Raw genomic sequence first — 21899 nt, forward strand, 5'->3', positions numbered from 1 at the left:
ATTTTAATTCTATATAAAGATATTAATGGTTTGTAAATGATTAGAATCTAATGAAGCGTTTCTAATGTTTCATATTTTGCAAAATCCAATTTTATTTATATTTCTAAGTGCATATTCATATATTTAAACATCAGTGAAAAATGAAGGTGGGATATGTTAATAGGAAGCCTTCAAGAAAAGGGAGATAAATATGGTTATCCATGTAGTAAGTCGCGGGGAATCTCTATGGTCGATTTCTAATCGATATGGTGCCTTAATCCCGATTATCGTTCGAGATAATGGGCTTTTATCTATACAATCCATTGTACCTGGACTTTCATTATATATCCCAAATTATCAAACATCTACCTTTCCTCGATATTACAGAGTCAAAGCAGGTGATGAATTATGGTCCTTAGCACGACGTTATCAGACAAACCTAGGAAGGATTTTAAAAGCAAATCCAGGAATTCGCCCTAATCAATTAATGATCGGACAAAGGTTGATTATTCCCTCACCTGTTCAATTGCCCCTGACAACACTTGGTTTTATTGAACCGTATAATCCTGAAGCATTCTTATCCACATTTAATCTCCTAGCCAATGAACTAACCTATATTGCGGTGGCCGCTTTTTCAGTAACAGAAGAAGGATATGCCTATGTCTTCTTAAGAGATCAGGAAATTGTTGAGAGAAGTAAGCGTTTAAATGTTATCCCATTATTAATGATACGAAATTTTAGGAATGGAGAATTTAGCCCAGAATTAATCGATCGTATTCTTGCAAATCCCACGTATCGAAATCGTTTAATCACAAGTCTGGTGACCTTAGTCAGAGGTCGAGGGTATGCAGGGGTCAGTATAGACTTTGAATTTATACCTCCAGAAAGGAGAAATGAGTTTAATCAGTTTCTAAGAGATTTAAAATTGGCTTTGGGTGAACAGATTTTACATGTAAATGTTCATGCCAAAAGTGAAGATCTTCCTACCAATCGTATTGTAGGGGCTTATGATTATAGGGAAATTGGGCAAACAGCAGATATTGTTGCTGTAATGACGATTGATTATGGTTATCCAACAGGTCCACCTGATCCGATTGCTCCGATTTGGTGGGTGGAAGATGTTCTTCGTTATGCGCTGACCCTTATTCGTCCCAATAAGTTACAAATGGCACTAGCATTTTATGGATATGACAAAACTGTGCCCGATTATAAAACTAAAGCATTATCGATACAAGGTGCACAAAATCAAGCCATAATGAGAGGCTCAATGATTCAATATGATGCCGTTGCACAATCCCCTTGGTATCGATATTGGGAAGATTCAACCGAGCATATCGTTTGGTTCGAGGATATTAGAAGCTATGTTGAAAAATATAAATTAATGGATGAGTATCAGATATTAGGGACTACGTTTTGGCAATTGAGCTTGCCAGCTCCGCAAAATATGGCCTTCTTAAGGGACAACATAGCCATTCGCAAACAACAGTTAAGGTGCTAGGAACCTCCAGAAAATGGATGGTGTGCCTGGCACCTTTTATTTGTGAACAAAGTAGAATTTAGTGTGATTTATATCAATTCAGGTGAGAAAAATCTGTGCTAAGCTTTAGATAATATCTGATAACATCCAATTGGTTTTAACTTTGTTCAACAGAAGATCTCCACATTTATAAGAGTGGATAGAATGCCAAAAGGTTTTATCATTCAGTGGTGAAAAACCATGGTTGAATGAAGTTAAGACTCCGGCGAGCCTTGCAATTCTTCTGTATTTTTTCGAGCGATCTCGAAAAAAATTCGGGTGCAAAGTCGGCGGGAGAATTTGATTATTGAAAAAGGGGTGGATAAAGATGACAATAACTACTACTGTTGATAGACCAAATAAAAGCAAGAGAGAATTAAATAATGGGCCCAGAATTCAGAAGGAAAAAGAAACCGTTTCCAAAATGATTCAGGTTTACTGTCGTAAAAACCATCATCACCGAAATGGACTCTGCAGTGAGTGTCAGGATTTAAATGATTATGCAATGAAAAGACTATCGTTTTGTCAATTTGGAGAAGAAAAATCCTTCTGTTCCTACTGCCCTGTCCACTGCTATAAAGCAGATTATCGCGAAAAGATCAAGGTTGTTATGAGATTTTCAGGACCATGGATGCTTCTTTATCATCCAATCCTTGCCATCACTCATATTTGGCAAGAAAAAGTCACGCATCGAGATAAACATTAAATATTGAGGTGACAGGCGCCTTCCAGAAACTGGAAGGTGCCTGTCACCTCTTTTTATTTTTTTAGCCTTTTGTTCCCTGTAGCCATTCTTGGTAGCATTCTTTGCAAAGTTTTTCTTCTCTTTCTTCGTTGGATATATGAAAGCTTACGAAATGTGTTTGGTTTTCTTCGGTTTCATTAGAACAGTAAAAGCATGTGTTCAACTGGATGAGCCTCCTTGATGGTTTCTGAAATTAGTTTGAGAAGGTGTTTTGAATTTATTCAGATTGTCGGTAAATATTTTTTAGAATAATTCGTTACGGTTTGAAAAAGGCTATAAACTGCGAATACAAAAGAGAAAGGAAATTTCAATGGATAAAGAACTTTCTTATGGCAGTGACTATAAATTTATCCCAACTACTTCGATTAACAGTGGTTTAGGGTTAGAAGTTTTACCAGATTTATACTCTTATACGGTCCAAATTGTAAATTTTTGTTTAGTTGGTACTCCAGAATCAAAGGAATTTGTTCTTGTGGATGCGGGTATGCCAGGATCTGCAGAGGAAATTTTGGCGGTAACTGAAGATCGATTCGGATCGGGCAGCCGTCCGAAAGCCATCATCTTAACCCATGGACATTTTGATCATGTTGGCGGGATTATTGAACTTGTAAATCATTGGAATGTCCCTGTATATGCACATGAACTTGAATTACCTTACCTACGGGGAGAAAAGAGTTATCCTGAACCAGATCCTACGGTAGAAGGAGGTCTTGTTGCCAAGTTATCATCCTATTTCCCAAATGAACCGATTAACTTATCGGATAGGGTACAAGCCTTACCATCTGATGGACAAGTTCCTTTTATGAAGGAATTTCGTTGGGTGCATACTCCAGGTCATTCTCCTGGTCATGTATCATTTTTCAGGGAAAGAGACCGGGCCTTAATTGTAGGAGATGCCTTTGTTACAGTTAAACAGGAGAATCTATACAATGTATTCACTCAAGAGCAGGAAATCAGTGGACCACCAAGATATCTGACCCCTGATTGGGATGCATCATACCAATCGGTTAAAAGTCTCGCAGCTTTAAAACCATCTGTTGCCGTAACGGGGCATGGTCTGCCAATGGAGGGTGACCTACTGACCAATAGTTTAGAAAAACTTGTTAATGAGTTTCATACAATCGCTGTTCCAGCGTATGGAAAGTATGTAGATAAAAATATCCATTAATTGGGTAACAGGTAGTATAGAAAAAAGGATGAATCTCAAAACCGAGTTTCATCCTTTCAAATCCCTATTCTAAATCTTGAATCGCTATTTCATTTGCTGGTAAAAATTGTTCTCCTGTGTCCATGTAAGTCATATTCACTACATCACCCGGAAGTAAATAAATCGCCAATGGTACTTTTTCAGAAGAAACAATAAAGTTTTGACCGCTATCTAGCAAAAATGAAATGAGTGTAAAATCACCAGACTTTTCCTTGTAGACACGGACTACTGTGCCGCTTACTTCTTTTTCTTCAGCCTTTGAGCTACCATCGACCGTTCCACCACCACGTTGTAGAACGGTTTTATATTGTCTTAAGGCCTCGTTTGGCGTTCCTGCAAAGGCAGATATTTCTGGATTGGCCGCCGATACAATGAAATAGTTTTGCAAAAATCCATTAGCATCCAATACAGGAGTCAGCCAGCTCGCTTCCCCATAGAAGTTATAAAGAATCGGCATTTTTCCTTCCCATTTTTTCTCAATGAATTTTTTCTCAATAATATCTAATGCACCTTGGGAATCCATATATGATTCTTGTAAATTTCCTGTATAATAAGTTGCTTCTCCTGTTCGTGAATTGGTTAATGAATAACCAAGCATCGAATCGACACCTTCTTTAGGACTTGTGAAATCTGTGAAATAGTACATGACTCCATTTTCGTCAAAAATCGGACTGACGTTTGCTTCAGTTCCTTCATCTGATGGTAGTTTGACATCTGATTTTCCAAATTTGCTATTCCAAAAACCATGTATATAGTTTCCAAAATAACTGTTTTGTAAACTAACGGCTTCAGGTGATACAGCTCCGTCAATAAAATCAGGTACATCAGCTAAATTAAACTTCTGCGTAGCACCATTTTTGGGGTCTACCATTACAATCCCTTTCACTTCAAATCCGTTTCGAGCTGAAATAAAGTCACCATAAGAACGAATATAATAAGGTTTTCCATCTTCATCAATCTCTAATTGTGGCTCCCCATAAAAGATAAACTTTGGAAATTGTAAACGCATATGCCGTTCTAATTTTTTATTAAAGTAAGAGGATGGGGTATACGCCATCTCTTCTTTAATAAATTTTGGATTTGCGGTGGAGTCAGTTGCACTAATTGTAAAATAACCAGGCGTTACATCCCCGTTGAGCCATTTGAAAAATCCTGAGAATTCAACAGGAGCAATATAAACAAATTCCCCATTCACTTTTTGAATCTGCAAGTTGCCCAGTTCATAATAACTCGTATTCGGAACTTGTCCGAAAGCTTTTTTCATTTTATTACGAGCAAATTGTGGGGGTACACTAGCGGGAGTTTCTTTCTCATCAAACATTTCAATTTCTGTTTTTTCCGTCATGCTCGCGATTTGATATTTTTCATCCGCGTTAAAAATAAAAGCAGTAAGGAAGTAAATGCTCATGACTAGACTTGCTAAACAAAGGACTGCTTTAATCATTCTTTCTTTTCCAGTTGATAGAAATGCCCCAAATGCAGTAACAATAACGGCAAAAATCCATAATGACGTAAAGTTCTGATCTAAACTCGTTAAATAATAGAAACCAAAAAAGAATAAAATGAAGATAATAGCGGTAGAGATGAGTAATCCAATCTTCGAAGTTGACTTTCCTTTTTCACCAGACTTTTCCTGTTTAGGTGTAAAAGGAATTAGTAATAATGTTGATGCCAAACCGGCTATCAACGAAAATATAAAAATATTTCCCATTCACAAACCTCCTTGAACATATTCATACTATTACTCTACGAAAAGGGTAGGTCAAAAGATTCATTAAAAAATTGTAAAAAAATGTAAGGTGCCAGGCACCTTACATTTTTTGGTATTACTTCAATCGTATGCGTATACAACATGGACATTTGCTTGGATGGTATTTTCTCCTGTTTGGATGGGTGGTACTTCTTGTGCTTGTAAGGATTGGGATTGTGCAGCTAGAACTCTAGTTATTCTTTCCTGTGGTTGACTTTGCTCGGTTATTTTAAGCGGGATTCTATTTAATCTGACACCAATCGTTTGTGAGATTACGCTTGCTTTTTCAAGTGCATTTTGGAGAGCTCTTTTTAAAGCTTCTTGATAGAATAATTCTTGATTTGATACCATCAATTGAATGCTGCCGCTTCGATTTACCCCATTGCGAATAGCGGTTTCGTATACACTTCCAATCAGGTCGAGGTTTTTAACAAGTACCTCTAGAAAGTGTTCGACTTCATATCCTCTTAAGATCGATTTTCCTTCTACATAGTCATAACGAGGATATATCGTATATTGAGCAGTTCGAATGTCGGAAGCATCAATGCCTAGTTCCTTCAATGCATTAATAACGGTGTTGGAAATGGAGGCATTTTCTTTCTGTGCCCTCTGAACATCCATGTTTTGTGTTACGATTCCAAGGGTAATTTTTGCTTGGTCAGGTCTAACCAGAATAATCCCCTCACCTGTAACGGTTAAAGTATTAGCTCGAGCATGCTGATTAGTCCGATGAAATGGAAGAGCTTGCTGATAATACATGATCATCGCCTCTTTTTATCTGTCTTCACTCCCCATTAATGGAAGTTTCCCTTTAAATGGGTATCTTCATCAGACTATATGGTAAGGGAAGATTCACTATGCATGTTCAATTTGAATTTAAAGGTAATATTCTATACAATAAATCTATAATTACGATAGGATATTATCTAATCTTTGGGGATGAGCGACCTATTCATTTGAGGGGTATGACAAATAATGGATTTACATCAACTCTATATTTTTACGAAAGTCGTCGAACATAAAAGTTTTTCGAAAGCAGCAGATGATATTTACTTAAGCCAATCAACGGTAAGCTCTCATATTCATTCACTAGAAAAATCCTTAGGAATGACTCTTTTTGATCGTGTTGGTCGTGAAAGTATCCTAACACCGTACGGGGAACGTTTATATAAATGGGCGCAGAAATTATTGCAATTAAAAGATGAAGCATTGCTTGATTTGAATGAGGGCATGAGGAATATGAAAGGCAATATACGGATTGCCGCTAGTTCGGTCCCAGGACAATTTATGATTCCAAGAATGGTTAAGAATTTTAGAAAAGAAAATCATGAGGTAACATTTTACATAGAACAGACATCTTCAAAAGGTGTATCTGAAATGGTACTAAATGGAACTGTAGATTTTGGAATTTTAGGTGAAAAATATGCAAATGATAAGCTGCGGTTTATTCCTCTCTTGAAAGAACAATTGGTATTAATCACTCCGAAGGAAATGGAGTTATCAAGCCCTATTCAACTAAACGATGTTATGGAATATCCAATCATTATGCGAAATTCAAATTCGGGAACAAATGCCATGGTGGAGCGTTATCTCAAACAGAATCAACTAACAAAAGAAAAGTTGAATGTAGTTGCATATGCAGATAGTAGTGAAAGTGTGATTCAGTTTGTAATAGAGGGGATCGGGGTTTCGATTATGTCTGAAATTGCAGCAAAAGAACATGCGAAAATGAAACAAATTAATATGTATACCCTCGAGAATTTCACAACCGAAAGGTATTTTTATCTAACTTACCATATTAATCGAACCCAATCATTGGTATCAAAGAGATTTATTGAAGAGGCGCCGGATTTAGTATAAGTAAATTTAGTGGTTTAAATAAGATTACTAGAAAAAAGGGAACGAACCTGCGGGGTTGTTCCCTTTTAATATAGCAAATTCTAAGCTTCTTTCTGCATTTCAATCACTAAAAAGTGAGAAGTTTCATCCGCTTTAATCTCAATAGATTCTTCGACAGTTTCCAAAGCATCCCTAGCTTCTAATGAAAGATCGTTAATCGTTGATTTTCCTTCAATTTGCACGAGGTAGGCTTGACGACCAGGACTAACCGGGAAGTCGATTTCTTTTCCTTTTTCAAGTTCAAGAGAATAAAAGTTCACATCTTGATTAATCTTTACTGGAGCATTTCCGCTTTTATTTGATACCATATGAAGCCAGTTATTTTGTCTTTCTTCCCAATCAAATAGGAAATCTCCATAATTAGGGGTATATCCTTGCTTGTCTGGGAAAATCCAAATCTGTAACATTCTTAATGGGTCTGTAGTGCGATTGTGTTCACTATGAAGCACACCAGTTCCTGCACTCATATATTGAATATGTCCACGTGAAACCGCTCTTTGGTTACCCATGCTGTCCGCATGTGTCAACGTACCGTCAACCACATAGGAGATGATTTCCATATCTCGGTGCGGATGGGTGCCAAATCCTGTCCCGGGTGCAATTTGGTCGTCGTTAATCACTCGTAACACACCAAAATTAATATTTTCAGGGTTATAATACTCCGCAAATGAAAAATGAAAAATGCTTTGCAGCCAACCTTGATTACTTTTTCCCATTTGACGATGGTCAATTTTTCTTAACATATAACTCTCTCCTTATATAATAAAGTTCGCTTCGTTAATTAATCTTAATTAAAATATTATTAATTCAAGATAAATTATACTAGAGTTTTTACTCCGTTGTCAACAAAATTAGTGAGGAGACGATTAAATTAAAAATTTCTAATTCCATTAATTATGGTAAAATTTTTGTAAGAATGCACAAAACTTCACGAACATCAAGAAATGAGGTAGAAGGATATGAAATTTTTAGCTTCAAAAAAAGTCGAGAATATGGCGACTAGTATTTTTACCGAATTAGCAAATAGAAAGAACGAAGCTTTAAGTACAGGGATGGATGTCATTGATTTAAGTGTGGGGAGCCCTGACATGGAGCCTCCAAGCTATGTGATTGATACTCTTGTAAAATATAGTAAAGATACGACTAAATATGGTTATACATTAAAAGGAATTGATGAGTTTAATAGAGCTGTACAGCATTTTTACAAACAAAGATACCGGGTTGAGCTAAATCCTGACGGTGAAGTCTTGCAGTTGATGGGTTCACAAGACGGGCTAGCCCACTTGGCAACGGCCATGATTGATCCAGGTGATTATGTTCTTGTTCCAGACCCAGGGTATCCAATCTATGAACAGGGAGTTCAAATTGCAGGTGGAAACATTTATCCTATGCCGCTACTCGCAGAAAATCAATTTTTACCGAAATTAGATGAGATTCCTGAAGAAATAGTAGAAAAAGCAAAGATGATGATCATCAGTTATCCAGGCAATCCTGTAACAGCATTAGCAAATGAAGAATTTTTTGAGGAAGTTGTCGCATTTGCTAAAAAACATCACATACTAGTGGTACATGATTTTGCCTACTCTGAGCTGATTTGGGATCAAAATCCTCAGTTGAGCTTTATGTCGATTGAGGGTGCCAAAGAAGTTGGGATTGAATTTAATTCGCTATCGAAAACCTTTAATATGGCTGGATGCCGGATTGGATTTGCAGTTGGGAACAAGGACGTCCTCCGTATTTTGGCTTCATTTAAATCCAACATTGATTATGGAGTATTTTATCCGATTCAGATGGCTGCTGTGGCTGCATTAACTTCGGATTATCACGTTTTAGCAGAACAGGTGATAGAGTATGAAAAACGACGGAATGCTTTGCTGTCGGGTCTAGAAAAGGCAGGTTGGAAGGTGGACAAGTCACCTGCAACGATGTTTGTTTGGGCGAAGATCCCAGCTGGCTGGAAATCACGTGAATTCGCTTTTGAGTTAATCGAAAAAGCAGGGGTTGCGGTAGTGCCAGGAGATGCGTTTGGTGCTCAAGGTGAGGGATATGTACGAATGGCGATTGTTCAACGTGCTGAAAAATTAATGGCTGCAGCAGAGCGTATTCATGCTTTTTTAGAAAAAAATTCCCCACCCGGACAATGAAAAACGATAGATTGAATCGGGCATGATAAAAGAAAAGAAAAGAGAAGAGAAGAGAGAGAGTAATGATGATATCGGAAAATACAACACCAGAGATTGAATTTATCGACGTCGGAAAAACGTTTGAACAACAAGGTGAAACGCTTCAAGTGCTGAACGGAATCAGTGGAAGCGTTGAGAAAGGGTCTATTTTAACGTTAATCGGACCCTCAGGATCTGGAAAAAGTACGCTAATCTCGCTATGCAATTTGCTGCGAACTCCTGACGAGGGAGAGATTCGTATTCAAGGTAAGGAAATTAGAGAATGGGATATTCAAGAGCTTCGACGTAAAGTAGGGATTGCTTTTCAGGCTGCGCCTATGATGCAGGGAACAGCACTTGAAAATTTATCGCTACCGGCTACTTTGAGAGGAACATCGCTTGAAGATCCTCAAAAATATATGGATTACGTTGGACTATCAGCTGATCTTTTATCAAGAGAAGCAAAAGAACTTTCGGGTGGGCAAAAGCAAAGACTGTCACTGGCTCGAACACTAGTGAATGAACCGGCTATTCTATTGTTAGATGAGGTCACATCTGCACTGGATTCCATATCAGCCCATGAAGTTGAAGAATTAATTTTGCGCATTAACAGAGAAAGAAACACCACGATCCTTTGGGTAACCCATGACCTTTCTCAGGCCCAGCGTGTAGGAGATCAAACTTGGTTGTTAATGGACGGTAGATTAATTGAAGCAGCACCTACATCACAATTTTTTAGTCAGCCATCCGACGAGCTCACAAAGGAATTTTTAGAAATGAAGAAGGTACATATATGAGTCTTACTGCGATTTTACTAAGTTTTGTTTTTGTGATTATTTCCTTAGTTCTTTCCAATGCCTATAAGTTAGGACTAGGGCGCGATCTCTTGATTGCGAGTATTCGGGCGACGATTCAATTACTGATTGTCGGTTATATTTTAAAAATCGTATTTGGGTTCGATAATCCGTTTGCGGTTATTCTCATGGTTCTAGTGATGATTTTTGTTGCGGCAAAAAATGCGGCTAAGCGCGGGAAAGGAATCCCGGGTTTGTTTAGCAAAATTTTTATTACGATTACGATTGTTGAAATCATTACTCAAGGATTTTTATTAAGTTTAGACATTATTCCACCTGAACCGTCTTATATCATTTCGATTAGCGGAATGATTATCGGAAATTCAATGGTGATTGCGAATTTATTTTTAAATAGGCTTAAAGGAGAAGTCGAGATGAGAAAAGAGGAAATCCAACTCGTCTTATCGTTGGGAGGTACGGTGAAACAGGCTATTCATCCAATCTTGAAGCAATCGATCAAGTCCAGTCTAATTCCAACGATTGAAAGTCAGAAAACGATCGGTCTCGTACAGCTTCCTGGCATGATGAGTGGTCAAATTATTGCAGGGGCGGACCCAATTCAAGCGGTTCGATTCCAGCTGTTAATTGTTTTTCTCATTATGTCGGCAGCATCCATTACCGCCATTATTCTCGGATACCTTATCTATCCGAGCCTATTTAATAAAAATCAACAACTCGATATCTCCGCATGGAAATAAAAGGGATGGTAATTTATGGAAGGTGCCTGGTGTATTAGATAATAATGTCGAAAGGTTTTTCCTTTCGGAAAATTAAAAAAGACCCCAGATACTTCATGTTATAAAATAGAGGCACCTGACAGAAAACCTCAATCTTATATTCCGAAATGGAGGATGAAGTAGATGGGGTTAAAAAAATATAACAATATTAATAATATACAAGGAAAGAAAGGTAGTCAATTTAGTTCTCAATTAAGAGGCATTGATTTAGAAAAAGTATTGATAGTAGCCATTGATGCAGCTAAATTCTTTCAAAAGGCTTTATTATGTAATTACTTTGGGGATGTATTGGAGAAGCCGTTTTTCTTTGGAGTTAATCAAGATGGATTGAAATTATTATGTTCCAAAATAGAGGAAGCTCGTAGTGAAATTCAAGCAGAACGAATTTTTATTGGAGTGGAATCCACAGCACATTACTATGAAGATATCGTATACGAGTTAGGAAAAAGAGGTTATGGAGTTACCATCATAAACCCAGCTACTACATATGAGGAACGTGCCAGTGCATTAAATTGGAGTAAGACAGATGACTTGGATCTGTATGCAATTGCCCATGCTTTAATTCAAAATAAAGGAATGGAAAATAAGCTTCCAGAAGGTTCATATCGTAAATTAATGAAACTTACTAGGGCAAGAAGAAGAGAGGTTCAAAAACGTGCCTTAGTTAGAATACAGATTAGAACGCTAATGGATCACATTTGGAGAGACTTTCAAGGGTTTGTGGAGATTGAGAACAATAAACCTAAGAAAAAACTCATATTCAGTGACTTTTGGGGGCAATCTTCTTTATTTTTTATAGAACATTTTCCACATCCATCAAGTTTGTTAGAACAAGGCGAGAAAAAAGTTTGGGAGATTGTTAAGGAAAAAAAGCTGAGAATAAAAGAAACTCATATCCAAAAACTTTTTTATGTGGCTAGAAATTCAATTATAAAACAGGTAGAGGATGTTTCGGCTGAATTGCTTCTTCTTCGGTTAGCTATACAAGATTTAAAACGGTTGAATGGAAATATAAAACTTATCGAAAAGGAAATTGAAAAGGAACTTCTTCAGACTGATGGGAGGCTCTTATTAACGGTCCCAGGAATCGGTGTAGTCACAGCAGCTGAGTTTTATAGTGAATTAGGTGACATTTCTCAATATGACAACGCTGGACAACTTATAAAGAAAGCAGGAACGAATCCAATAATAATTCAATCCGGTGGAACTCAAGGATATTATGGACGTATTTCTAAACAGGGCAATAGGCATTTACGCTTTATGGTTTATACAGTAGGTAAATGTTTAGCGCAGCACAATAAGGACTTGCGACCATATTATGAGAAGCTCAAAGCAAAGGGCAAACATGCCCGAAAAGCGTTTATAGCCTTGGGAAACAAATTTATTAGAATTGCTTTTTCAATGTTAAAAAATCGGAAGCCATATGAATCAAAACAATCAGACTACCGAGTGTTTAATGAAGTGAAGAAAAAATTACTTTATACCAAAATGAATACTTATTTAAATATTGTATTAGCCGCTTAAAGTTAAAAAATAATGAATCTCTCTTCTGGGATCGAGGGAAAATCGACATTGGTGCCGGAGGCGAATCGACCTCGAGTGACAGCATGATTTACCTTGTCCTGTAAATGCGAATTGTACGTTAATAACGGGTTTGAACTAACCAGGTTGCATCCATGCAGAATTGAAGCAAGGTAAGATTCTTTTTCAGATCCGAGATGAGAGATTCATTTATAGCGTTTTCTGTCAGTTGCCTATGGAAAATTTTGTAAAAAATATGCATAGGGTGTGTTCCCTATGCATAAAAATCAAAAATTCCTATTTGACATAGTACGCTGACACCTATCAGGGACGAAGGGCGTCCCTGATAGGGTCAGACCACTCTTTATTTTAAAAAAGTATGTTACACTTTATTCATGAATGTAATTGAGTTGTAGAGGGGGATTAGGGTGCGTACGATACTTGTTGTTGGCGGTGGCATTACTGGATTGTCTGCGATGTATACCCTACAAAAATGGAAAAAAGAACATGGAGCAGATGTTCGGTTAATTCTTGCGGAAGCTGAGCCACATCTTGGTGGAAAAATCCGCACAGTAAAAGAGGGAAGCTTTTTGATGGAAACAGGAGCTGATTCGATCGTAACCCGTAAGATTAAAGAAATGCCCATTATTAAAGATCTAGGGCTGGAATCAGAGATCGTCTATAATGATGCAGGTCAATCTTATCTTTTTACGGATGGTGAATTGAAATCGATTCCAAAAGATTCTGTCTTTGGAATTCCCGCGAGTATTGAATCTTTGGCGAAGAGTACACTTGTTTCAAATGAAGGGAAAGTAGAAGCTCTCAAGGATTTCTACACAAAGAATGAAAAATTTACAAAAAAAGACTCAGTCGGTGAATTTCTCGAACATTTTTTAGGAAAAGAATTAGTGGAGAAACAAATTGCGCCGGTCCTTTCGGGTGTTTATTCTGGAGATCTTCAGGATTTAACGATTGAATCTACCCTCCCCTATCTTTTAGAATATAAAGAGAAGTATGGGAGTATTATAAAAGGATTTCATGAAAACAAGGATCAATATCAAAGCGATGGCACCAACCGATTTCTGTCGTTTAAAAATGGTTTACATTCATTGATTGAAGGATATAAAGAAAAGCTTGAAGATGTAGAAATTAAGACCAACGCCAAAGTCAGTGATATTGTAAAAACGGATCATCAATATAGTGTCACTTTCGAGAATGGAGAATCAATAGAGTCGGATCAAATTATCTTAAGTGTTCCACATACAGTGTCACAACGTTTTTTCCAGGATCCAGCTTTAATTGAAGAATTCTCCCATTTAAAAAATAGTTCGATGATTAGCATTTACATAGGTTTCGAGGTTTCGGATGAGATCCTCCCGTTAAACGGGACTGGTTTTATCACACCAAAGAGTGAGGATGTTTTTTGCGATGCCTGTACGTGGACAAGTCGAAAGTGGAAACACACTTCGCCTTCAGGGAATCTACTAGTACGGTTATTTTACAAAAGCAGCAATCCCTATTTTGGTGCATTAAAGGATTTATCAGAGCAAGAATTGCTTCAGGTTGTCCAAGTTGATTTGAAAAAAAGTTTAGGTATTAATATGGAACCAAGTGTAAGTGTTGTGACAAATTGGACGGACCTCATGCCGAATTATTTAATTACCCATCCAGCAACCGTTCGAAATTTGGAGGGGATTATGGAAGAAAGCTATCCTGGAATTTTGTTGGCTGGAGCCTCTTATTACGGAGTTGGAATACCGGATTGCATTGAAAACGGAGAAAACGTAGCAAAAAAAATAATACAACAATTTTAATCAAAAGGCTGTTTCAACAAGTGTTAATAAAATTTCTGTTTCGAGAAAGGGTTTCGATGATCCCTACAAGATAGAGCATTTTTACAAACGCTTGTTTTTAGAAACAGCCTTTTATTTAATATTTTTTCGATATATCAACTTTCTGATAAATAAAAATTTATTGACGAAACAGATAAAAGTGGTATTATATAAGTGTAGTTAAAAAATACGAACGACATTCGATAATGTCGAACAAAAGAGGAGATCAGACGTGGCAGAACGTTTTATTCAATCCGTAGAAAGAGCTGCTGATATCCTAGAGTTATTTTTACGCTATGGTCCGGAACTTAGTGTAAAAGAAATAAGTGCGCAACTTCAAATTTCAAAAAGTACTGCGCATGGACTCATCAAAACACTTGAACACAGAGGATACCTTCAACAAAATCCTGAAAACCTAAAATATAAATTAGGTTTGCGATTATTTGAACTAGGTCATCACATTAGTGAACAACTTGATATTGTGGATATTGCACTCCCAGTTATTAAGGATTTAGTGGAAGAACTAAAAGAAACCGTTCACTTAGTCGTTCGTCAACAAGATGAACTAATTTATGTAGCAAAAGAAGAAGGACCTCAAACGTTAAGGATCTATTCTCATGTAGGAAAAAGAGCTCCGATTCATTGTACAGGAGTGGGAAAGGCAATCCTTGCCTATCAAACCGAGCAAGAGGTTGATAGAATCCTAGATACCGTTCCATTGGAATCGTTCACAGAATTTACGATCACCGATAAGGACGAGATTAAACGACAATTAGAATCAATTAAGTTGACTGGTTATTCAGTCGATGATGAGGAAATTGAAATCGGTCTCAAGTGTGTAGCCGCACCAATCTTTAATTTCAAAGGAGAAGCGATCGCCTCGATTAGCTGTGCTTCACCGAAGATGAGAGTAACCGAAGAAAGACTTCCGGTTGTCATTGATGGGGTTAAAAAGGCTGCTTTAGAGATTTCTAGCAAGTTAGGCTACAAAGATGTTCCTCATTCTCGTTAATGAGAACATATTAAGATATCAAATATGAACATTTAGGAGGAGAATTACTTTGGCAAAATTAAAAGCTGCAATTGTTGGCTCAGGTAATATTGGTACAGACTTAATGATTAAATTAGGTAGATCTGAATACTTAGAATTAACGGCGGTTATTGGAATTGATCCTGAATCAGATGGTTTACGCCGTGCAAGAGAAGCTGGTTACGCTGGCGTTGACACTGGGATTGATGGATTCCTAGCAGATCCTAACTTAGAAGCAGACATCATTTTTGATGCAACAAGTGCAAAAGCACATCTTTATAACAATAAAGTAGCGCAAGAACGCGGAATCAAGATGATTGACTTAACACCTGCTGCGGTTGGACCATATGTATCTCCAGCAGTAAACATTGAAGAGCATTTAGATAAAGACAATATCAATATGATCACTTGTGGTGGTCAGGCAACTATTCCAATGGTTCATGCGATCAACAAAGTAGCACCAGTTGAATATGCAGAAATCGTTGCGACTATTTCTAGTAAAAGTGCTGGTCCTGGTACTCGTGCAAATATTGATGAGTTTACAGAAACAACTTCTAAAGCAATTGAAGTAGTTGGTGGAGCTAAGAAAGGGAAAGCAATTATTATCTTAAACCCTGCTGAACCACCAATCATGATGCGTGACACTGTTTATGCACTTGTTGAAGAAGGAAAAATGGACGAAGCAAAGATTCGTGAATCCATTTTAGAAATGGAAAAAGTAGTTCAATCTTATGTTCCAGGATATCACTTACGTACAGAACCAATTTTTGACGGAAACAAAGTAACAGTATTCATTGAAATCGAAGGTGCTGGTGACTACCTACCTAAATACTCAGGTAACCTTGATATCATGACATCTGCTGCTGTACGTGTTGCTGAAGAGTTTGCAAAAAACGCTAAGAAAGAAACAGTTTAAGCTGTAGAAAGGGGAAAATAAGACATGACAAATGAAAGAGATATTCTAATTACAGAGGTTGCATTACGTGACGGAAGCCATGCGGTTAAACACCAATATACAGTTGAACAAGTAAGAAACATTGCTAAAGGCTTAGCTGATGCAAACGTTCCTTACATTGAAGTATCACACGGAGACGGTTTAGCAGGTTCTTCTTTACAGTATGGTCGTTCATTAACAGACGAAATGGAATTAATTGAGGCAGCTGTTGATGCGGTTGAAGGGAAATCTAAAATTGCTGCTCTATTATTACCAGGAATCGGTACATTAACTGAATTAAAGCAAGCTGCGGACCTAGGTGCAAAAATGGTTCGTGTTGCAACTCACGTAACAGAAGCTGACGTTGCTCCACAACATATTGCTTATGCAAAGGAATTAGGAATGGAAACAGTTGGATTCCTAATGATGTCACATATGGCTCCTGTTGAAAAATTAGTAGAACAAGCGAAATTAATGGAAAGCTATGGAGCAGATTCTGTATACGTAGTTGACTCTGCTGGTTACTTAGTACCAGATCAAGTAACTGAGCGTATCCATGCTCTTAAAGAATCTTTAGATGTAAACATTGGTTTCCACGGCCACAATAACTTATCATTAGCGATGGCTAACACTCTAGCGGCTATTAAAGCCGGTGCTACTCGTATTGATGGTAGTGTTCGTTGCCTAGGTGCTGGTGCGGGTAACACTCAAACGGAAGTTCTTATCGCTGTTTGTGAACGTTTAGGAATCAAAACGGGTGTAGATCTCTTTAAAATTATGGATGTTGCCGAAGATATCGTTGCACCAATCCTACAAGTACCACAAGAAATCACTCGTGACAGCTTAACTCTTGGTTATGCTGGCGTATACTCAAGCTTTGCGCTTCACGCAAAACGTGCTGCTGAAAGATTCGGCGTTGACTCTCGTGATATCTTAATCGAACTTGGTAACCGCAAAGTAGTCGGCGGACAAGAAGATATGATCATTGACGTTGCTGCTCAATTAGCTAAAGAGAAAAACGCAGTAGCTTCTAAATAATTTCCTTAGGGATGGGGAAATCGTTTATTTAAAGGGGTTCATATAGAAAAGCAAGTAGGATTACCTGTTATACGCAGGTAAACCTGCTTGCTTTTTCGTTATATTTGGTGTAATTTTGTTCACGGACTTTTTTTAGTATAATCGTTATAATGAAGTGTATAAAATCAATCAATTTGAGGGGAGAGAATAGAAATTAAAACAATCATCAACTGGGTTTACATACTAATCGGACTTTTATGTGTAGGATTGGGGATAATTGGAATTGTTTTACCGATATTGCCAACTACACCCTTATTCCTCCTTGCAGCATTTTGTTTTGTAAAAGGGTCCGAAAAATTTGATCGATGGTTTAAAGGGACGAATTTATATAAAAAATACCTAGAAGATTTTGTTAGGGATCGGGCTATGACGAGAAAACAGAAATGGACCATCTTGTTAACCGCAGATGCAATGATTGCAATCCCATTTTTTATTTTAGACAGTATCTGGGTAAAAATCCTTTTAATCGTTGTGGTAGCTTATAAATATTATTATTTTATGACGAAAATTAAAACGATTGAGTCGCATCAAGTTTAGTGGAGGGTATCCATGTATTTAACAGTGAAAGAAACAGCTGAGTATTTATCATTGCCAGAGTCTACGATCCAAAAGCTTATTTTACAAGGAAAAATTCGCGCTGTACCTGATGGAAAAGGGGAATATCTTCTTAGTAAAGAACAATTTACTACGCACTTACGTCAGATGGAGAAATATAAAGAGTTTTTACAAGAATATTATAGTGAACCAATTCCAGAAGATCGTGATATCAAAGACGAGGATTAGAAAAAGGCTTAGAACATTTATAGGGTTCTAAGCCTTTTTTGATTAAAGTACATCTCCATCAACAGGATCGGATAATTCCACATTATGTTTTTCTGCTAAACTTTCAATTTTATAGTTGTAATCACGAATAAGCTTTCGGGCATCACTTAACATTTGATTCGCTTCTTCGATTTTGCCACGGTCATACTCCTCTAAAGCTGTCACTATTTTTATAAAAGCATCGTTTTGCAGATTAACAGCTTCGATATACATTTCATGAGCTTCTCGTATTTCATCCGTTTTGACTGTAATGGCCTCTAGTTCGTTAAGAAAATCCCGGTAAGTAGGGATGACATCTAGCAGCATCGTTTCATAGAGAATATAGTCATCAGTGTAATTGGCACCTGTGACGCTCTCGTAAGCGGAGATCGCTTCATTTTCCAAATGGGAAATTTCAGCAAGGTCTTCATTTAAATAAACAAGAAGATCTTCTTGAACGGGGTCACTGAAACAACCGGAAAGGATGAATGCGAGGAATAAAACAGGAACAAGCAGCCATTTTCTCAAAGCTTTCCACCTCCATAATTTTAATGTATGAAGACTGGAAGTCCAAGAATACCTGATGCACAAGCTGTTTTAGCGGTTTTCAGAATAGGATATAGTTTTAGTTGTTCCATTTTTGATGAGATTCATCGAATTTAGAATTTGGACAGTGGTTCTTCTTGAGGATAAAAGGAGAAATTCTCTACATGTTTTATTTGTTAGTGGAGAATTAAATAGTAAGAAATAATCCTGTACTGCTTGAATATGCGCCTTTTTTGATTGATTCATACAGTAAGTACAAAACCAGACACCGTGGATTCTTTTCATTGGAAATTGCTCACATTCAGGACATTGAACGCCTCGAATCATTTCGTCAGGAGATATCCCCCACTTGGAGAGTACATCCATTTTTTCGGGATTATTTTCCATTAAGAGTTTTTTATAGAGTTTACGTATGGTTTTATTGTCAGTGACTGGTGTGGAATATTTTTGTTCCATCTGAAGGATTTTCTTAACGATATGTTCTGTGTGAAACACACGTTCAAAGAGTTTTTCATCATTTGTTTTCATGATACTTTGTGGGTAGCTGATTGTAGCAAAATATTCAATTGGAATTGTTGGGAATCTAAACCTTTTTAACCAATTCTGAAATTGATAGGATTGACGTTCAGCCTGTTCACGAGGATTTGTAAACCCATCTTCGTGACCTTCAATCGTTCGAATTAATTGATTTGAATATTTGTCAAAAAATAATTCACCATATATATTTTTGGTTTCTAGGATAAAAATGATTTGGGGAGATAGTAATAAAGTATCAATTTGAAAGGAGTATTGATTGGTTAGAGAAAGATCTCGGACAATGGTGTAGCGATTATGTGGTAGAAAGGTCAGATGATAGTCCGTATTTAATTCACCACGATATCCTGCCCGTCTTTTCGCAATACTATTTTGGATTTTAGAGAGTGTCGGATGATTTTTTGGTAATCTTCTTGCTAAGGCTTCCTCTTGAAGTAGCCGCAATGGTGGTTTTCTTTCATTTTCCATGTGTGTTTGCACCTCTTTTTGTATTTTTAGAATAATTTCTAGAAAAATTGATTAAATCCTCTCGTATTTTATGAACAAAGTATGAAAAAATAACAACTTTTATGAAATGAATAGTTTCTTAAAACCTCCTTTTGAAAGAATTGAACCAAATCAAGGTCTAATTGAACCAAAATAGCATGGAATTGAACCAAAACAGCATAGGATTGAACCCAAATCCTCCTCTCTTGAACCAATCCCTATTTTCACCCTAAAAACCACAAAAAAAGACCTGATTCATCGAATCAGGTCACATCAAAATTATAGTTTAAACGAACTCTTCAACGAAACAACCAAATTAAAGACAGGTTTTTCCGTAGTTGTTAGTTTTGGATCCACACTAAAATAGCCATGACGGAAAAATTGGAACTTGTCTTGTGGTTTGACATCTTTCATATTTGGTTCCACAAAACCTTGAATAATCTCTAAAGAATTTTTATTCACATGATCAAGGAAAGTCGTTTCCTCGCCAGCTTCTTCAGCAGCGGCTAATTCCTCGTCTAGAATTAATGGTTCGTATAAACGAAACTCTGCTGGTATCGCTTGGCTAGCTTCCACCCAGTGAATCGTTCCTTTTACCTTACGCCCAGTAAATCCTGTACCGCTCTTCGTTTCAGGATCATACGTACAACGGATTTCAACGACATTACCTTCGCTGTCTTTGATGACGTCTTCACATTTGATGAAATAGGCGTGTTTTAAACGCACCTCATTCCCAGGGAAAAGACGGAAATATTTCTTCGGAGGATTTTCCATGAAGTCCTCTTGCTCAATATAAATTTCTCGTGAAAATGGAATTTGTCTAGTACCCATTTCTGGATTTTCTGGGTTAATTTCTGCATCAAGCATTTCGACCTGACCCTCTGGGTAGTTCGTAATGACAACCTTTAAAGGACGAAGGATTCCCATTGTTCGTGGAGCCTTTAATTTTAAATCCTCACGAACAAAGTGCTCCAACATCGCAGAATCGGCTATACCAGACGTTTTTGAAACACCTGTTTCTTTAACAAAATTCACAATTGCTTCAGGTGTGTAACCGCGGCGTCTCAAACCAGAAATGGTTGGCATACGTGGGTCATCCCAGCCATCAACATACCCTTCATCGACAAGCAATTTGAGCTTTCGCTTACTCATTACAGTATTGGTTAAATTTAAGCGACCAAATTCATATTGTCTTGGCGTACTCTCCATTTCACAATTTTCCACGACCCAGTCATAAAGTGGACGATGATCTTCAAATTCAGTTGTACAGATGGAGTGTGTTACTCCTTCAATAGCATCTTCTAATGGGTGCGCAAAGTCATACATTGGATAAATACACCATTTATCTCCTGTATTATGGTGAGAGGCATGAGCAATACGGTAAATAACCGGGTCCCTCATGTTTAAATTTGGTGAAGTCATATCAATTTTGGCACGTAGCACCTTGCTGCCGTTATCAAATTCACCATTTTTCATCCGTTCAAAAAGGTCGAGATTCTCTTCTACTGAACGATTGCGATAAGGACTTTCTTTTCCAGGCTCTGTTAAAGTACCTCGGAATTCACGAATTTGTTCAGCTGTTAAATCATCTACATAAGCAAGCCCTTTTTTAATAAGCAAAACAGCTCGATCATACATTTCATCAAAATAATTGGAAGCATAAAAAAGATTATCCCAATCATACCCGAGCCACTTCACATCTTCTTTAATAGAGTCAACATATTCTTGATCCTCTTTTGTAGGATTGGTGTCATCAAAACGAAGATTGGTCTTTCCTTTAAAATCATCTGCTAGTCCAAAGTTAATTACAATTGACTTTGCATGACCGATGTGCAAATAGCCATTTGGTTCAGGAGGAAAACGGGTAACGATCTTATTATGTTTTCCTGTTTCTAAATCTTCTTTTATAATAGTCTTAATAAAATTTGACGAATTATTTTCCATCCCTGAAATCAGCCTTTCTTTTATGTACAGTTCTTAACCACCATTATAGCAAATTTAAAAGCAACACTAAAACCAATTTAAGATATATTTTATTATTATAACCAGTTCTATTATCAAACAACCTGAATAGCATAAATATGTTGACATTATACAAAACGAATCGTACTAAACTAGTATTCTCAAAAATGGTACAATAAAGTGAAATGCTCATTAGTGGTAGTTTTCCACTTTTGGTTAGTAAGGGTAGCAGAATACTGTCACAAAGCCTTTTTTAGTCTTTATTCATTTTCTGGAACTTTACTGGTAGTTGATGCCAACCCTTAAACAGGTTACTTTTTAGCATTT

General features: G+C 37.2%; 20 protein-coding genes. 14 read left to right on the forward strand and 6 right to left on the reverse strand.

The window, feature by feature from the left end:
- The first annotated feature begins 190 nt into the window (after positions 1-190).
- The 3 genes from Q5760_RS03810 (at position 191) to Q5760_RS03820 (ending at position 3408) form a co-directional block, all read left to right on the forward strand.
- Positions 191-1477, forward strand: a complete 1287-nt coding sequence (locus Q5760_RS03810) for a glycosyl hydrolase family 18 protein (RefSeq protein WP_428910921.1) — start codon at positions 191-193, stop codon at positions 1475-1477.
- Between the two features lie 346 nt (positions 1478-1823).
- A complete protein-coding gene (locus Q5760_RS03815; protein ID WP_428910922.1) occupies positions 1824-2201 on the forward strand; it encodes a nitrous oxide-stimulated promoter family protein in 378 nt (125 codons plus the stop codon).
- A gap of 349 nt (positions 2202-2550) precedes the next feature.
- Positions 2551-3408 carry an MBL fold metallo-hydrolase gene (locus tag Q5760_RS03820; RefSeq protein WP_428910923.1) on the forward strand — a complete coding sequence of 286 codons (858 nt, stop codon included), beginning with the start codon at positions 2551-2553 and terminating at the stop codon, positions 3406-3408.
- A gap of 64 nt (positions 3409-3472) precedes the next feature.
- Here Q5760_RS03820 and Q5760_RS03825 read toward each other — a convergent pair whose 3' ends face one another.
- Together Q5760_RS03825 and Q5760_RS03830 are read right to left on the reverse strand one after the other, a co-directional pair.
- Positions 3473-5158 carry a hypothetical protein gene (locus Q5760_RS03825; protein ID WP_428910924.1) on the reverse strand — a complete coding sequence of 562 codons (1686 nt, stop codon included), beginning with the start codon at positions 5156-5158 and terminating at the stop codon, positions 3473-3475.
- Between the two features lie 120 nt (positions 5159-5278).
- Positions 5279-5956 (reverse strand): SIMPL domain-containing protein, encoded by a 678-nt coding sequence (locus Q5760_RS03830; RefSeq protein ID WP_428910925.1) that lies wholly within the window; start codon positions 5954-5956, stop codon positions 5279-5281.
- Positions 5957-6172: 216 nt separating this feature from the next.
- On the opposite strand from Q5760_RS03830, the gene Q5760_RS03835 reads away from it, so the two are divergent.
- Positions 6173-7057 (forward strand): selenium metabolism-associated LysR family transcriptional regulator, encoded by an 885-nt coding sequence (locus Q5760_RS03835; RefSeq protein ID WP_428910926.1) that lies wholly within the window; start codon positions 6173-6175, stop codon positions 7055-7057.
- Positions 7058-7137: 80 nt separating this feature from the next.
- Here the strand turns inward: Q5760_RS03835 and Q5760_RS03840 are convergent, their stop codons facing one another.
- Entirely contained in the window at positions 7138-7839 is a 702-nt protein-coding gene (locus Q5760_RS03840; RefSeq protein WP_428910927.1) for a pirin family protein, read from the reverse strand.
- Between the two features lie 216 nt (positions 7840-8055).
- On the opposite strand from Q5760_RS03840, the gene Q5760_RS03845 reads away from it, so the two are divergent.
- The 10 genes from Q5760_RS03845 (at position 8056) to Q5760_RS03890 (ending at position 18026) form a co-directional block, all read left to right on the forward strand.
- Positions 8056-9240 carry an LL-diaminopimelate aminotransferase gene (locus Q5760_RS03845; protein ID WP_428910928.1) on the forward strand — a complete coding sequence of 395 codons (1185 nt, stop codon included), beginning with the start codon at positions 8056-8058 and terminating at the stop codon, positions 9238-9240.
- Between the two features lie 62 nt (positions 9241-9302).
- Positions 9303-10055, forward strand: a complete 753-nt coding sequence (locus tag Q5760_RS03850) for a phosphate ABC transporter ATP-binding protein (protein ID WP_428910929.1) — start codon at positions 9303-9305, stop codon at positions 10053-10055.
- The gene (locus tag Q5760_RS03855; RefSeq protein ID WP_428910930.1) at positions 10052-10810 is read left to right on the forward strand and encodes an ABC transporter permease; all 759 of its coding nucleotides are present in this window, start codon (positions 10052-10054) and stop codon (positions 10808-10810) included. The genes Q5760_RS03850 and Q5760_RS03855 overlap by 4 nt, the downstream gene beginning before the upstream one ends.
- Positions 10811-10972: 162 nt before the next feature.
- Entirely contained in the window at positions 10973-12373 is a 1401-nt protein-coding gene (locus Q5760_RS03860) for an IS110 family transposase (RefSeq protein ID WP_428910931.1), read from the forward strand.
- Positions 12374-12798: 425 nt separating this feature from the next.
- On the forward strand, positions 12799-14184 hold the full coding sequence (gene hemG, locus Q5760_RS03865) for a protoporphyrinogen oxidase (RefSeq protein WP_428910932.1): 1386 nt from the start codon (positions 12799-12801) through the stop codon (positions 14182-14184).
- A 250-nt stretch (positions 14185-14434) separates the two neighbouring features.
- A complete protein-coding gene (locus tag Q5760_RS03870; protein ID WP_428910933.1) occupies positions 14435-15214 on the forward strand; it encodes an IclR family transcriptional regulator in 780 nt (259 codons plus the stop codon).
- Positions 15215-15263: 49 nt separating this feature from the next.
- Positions 15264-16148 carry an acetaldehyde dehydrogenase (acetylating) gene (locus tag Q5760_RS03875; protein ID WP_428910934.1) on the forward strand — a complete coding sequence of 295 codons (885 nt, stop codon included), beginning with the start codon at positions 15264-15266 and terminating at the stop codon, positions 16146-16148.
- Positions 16149-16172: 24 nt separating this feature from the next.
- A complete protein-coding gene (dmpG, locus tag Q5760_RS03880) occupies positions 16173-17204 on the forward strand; it encodes a 4-hydroxy-2-oxovalerate aldolase (protein WP_428910935.1) in 1032 nt (343 codons plus the stop codon).
- Between the two features lie 219 nt (positions 17205-17423).
- A complete protein-coding gene (locus Q5760_RS03885) occupies positions 17424-17780 on the forward strand; it encodes a YbaN family protein (protein WP_428912489.1) in 357 nt (118 codons plus the stop codon).
- Between the two features lie 12 nt (positions 17781-17792).
- The gene (locus Q5760_RS03890; protein ID WP_428910936.1) at positions 17793-18026 is read left to right on the forward strand and encodes an excisionase family DNA-binding protein; all 234 of its coding nucleotides are present in this window, start codon (positions 17793-17795) and stop codon (positions 18024-18026) included.
- Positions 18027-18068: 42 nt separating this feature from the next.
- On the opposite strand, the gene Q5760_RS03895 is transcribed toward Q5760_RS03890, so the two are convergent.
- The 3 genes from Q5760_RS03895 to Q5760_RS03905 form a co-directional block, all read right to left on the reverse strand.
- Positions 18069-18572: a hypothetical protein gene (locus tag Q5760_RS03895; protein ID WP_428910937.1), complete on the reverse strand. Its 504-nt coding sequence runs from the start codon at positions 18570-18572 to the stop codon at positions 18069-18071.
- Between the two features lie 69 nt (positions 18573-18641).
- Positions 18642-19592 carry a nuclease-related domain-containing protein gene (locus tag Q5760_RS03900; protein ID WP_428910938.1) on the reverse strand — a complete coding sequence of 317 codons (951 nt, stop codon included), beginning with the start codon at positions 19590-19592 and terminating at the stop codon, positions 18642-18644.
- 297 nt (positions 19593-19889) lie between these two features.
- Entirely contained in the window at positions 19890-21554 is a 1665-nt protein-coding gene (locus Q5760_RS03905; RefSeq protein WP_428910939.1) for a glutamine--tRNA ligase/YqeY domain fusion protein, read from the reverse strand.
- Between the last annotated feature and the right edge of the window lie 345 nt (positions 21555-21899).

Source organism: Niallia sp. Kr1 (assembly GCF_050389805.1).
In the GTDB taxonomy this organism is placed as follows: domain Bacteria; phylum Bacillota; class Bacilli; order Bacillales; family Cytobacillaceae; genus Bacillus_BD.

Bases quoted from the DNA above. Each gene is read 5' to 3' on its own strand.
- Q5760_RS03825 (WP_428910924.1), bottom strand. From the start codon at position 5,158: ATGGGAAATATTTTTATATTTTCGTTGATAGCCGGTTTGGCATCAACA.
- Q5760_RS03890 (WP_428910936.1), top strand. From the start codon at position 17,793: ATGTATTTAACAGTGAAAGAAACAGCTGAGTATTTATCATTGCCAGAG.
- Q5760_RS03840 (WP_428910927.1), bottom strand. From the start codon at position 7,839: ATGTTAAGAAAAATTGACCATCGTCAAATGGGAAAAAGTAATCAAGGT.
- Q5760_RS03860 (WP_428910931.1), top strand. From the start codon at position 10,973: ATGGGGTTAAAAAAATATAACAATATTAATAATATACAAGGAAAGAAA.
- Q5760_RS03820 (WP_428910923.1), top strand. From the start codon at position 2,551: ATGGATAAAGAACTTTCTTATGGCAGTGACTATAAATTTATCCCAACT.
- Q5760_RS03845 (WP_428910928.1), top strand. From the start codon at position 8,056: ATGAAATTTTTAGCTTCAAAAAAAGTCGAGAATATGGCGACTAGTATT.
- Q5760_RS03830 (WP_428910925.1), bottom strand. From the start codon at position 5,956: ATGTATTATCAGCAAGCTCTTCCATTTCATCGGACTAATCAGCATGCT.
- Q5760_RS03810 (WP_428910921.1), top strand. From the start codon at position 191: ATGGTTATCCATGTAGTAAGTCGCGGGGAATCTCTATGGTCGATTTCT.
- Q5760_RS03850 (WP_428910929.1), top strand. From the start codon at position 9,303: ATGATGATATCGGAAAATACAACACCAGAGATTGAATTTATCGACGTC.
- Q5760_RS03835 (WP_428910926.1), top strand. From the start codon at position 6,173: ATGGATTTACATCAACTCTATATTTTTACGAAAGTCGTCGAACATAAA.
- Q5760_RS03900 (WP_428910938.1), bottom strand. From the start codon at position 19,592: ATGGAAAATGAAAGAAAACCACCATTGCGGCTACTTCAAGAGGAAGCC.
- Q5760_RS03855 (WP_428910930.1), top strand. From the start codon at position 10,052: ATGAGTCTTACTGCGATTTTACTAAGTTTTGTTTTTGTGATTATTTCC.
- Q5760_RS03815 (WP_428910922.1), top strand. From the start codon at position 1,824: ATGACAATAACTACTACTGTTGATAGACCAAATAAAAGCAAGAGAGAA.
- Q5760_RS03905 (WP_428910939.1), bottom strand. From the start codon at position 21,554: ATGGAAAATAATTCGTCAAATTTTATTAAGACTATTATAAAAGAAGAT.
- dmpG (WP_428910935.1), top strand. From the start codon at position 16,173: ATGACAAATGAAAGAGATATTCTAATTACAGAGGTTGCATTACGTGAC.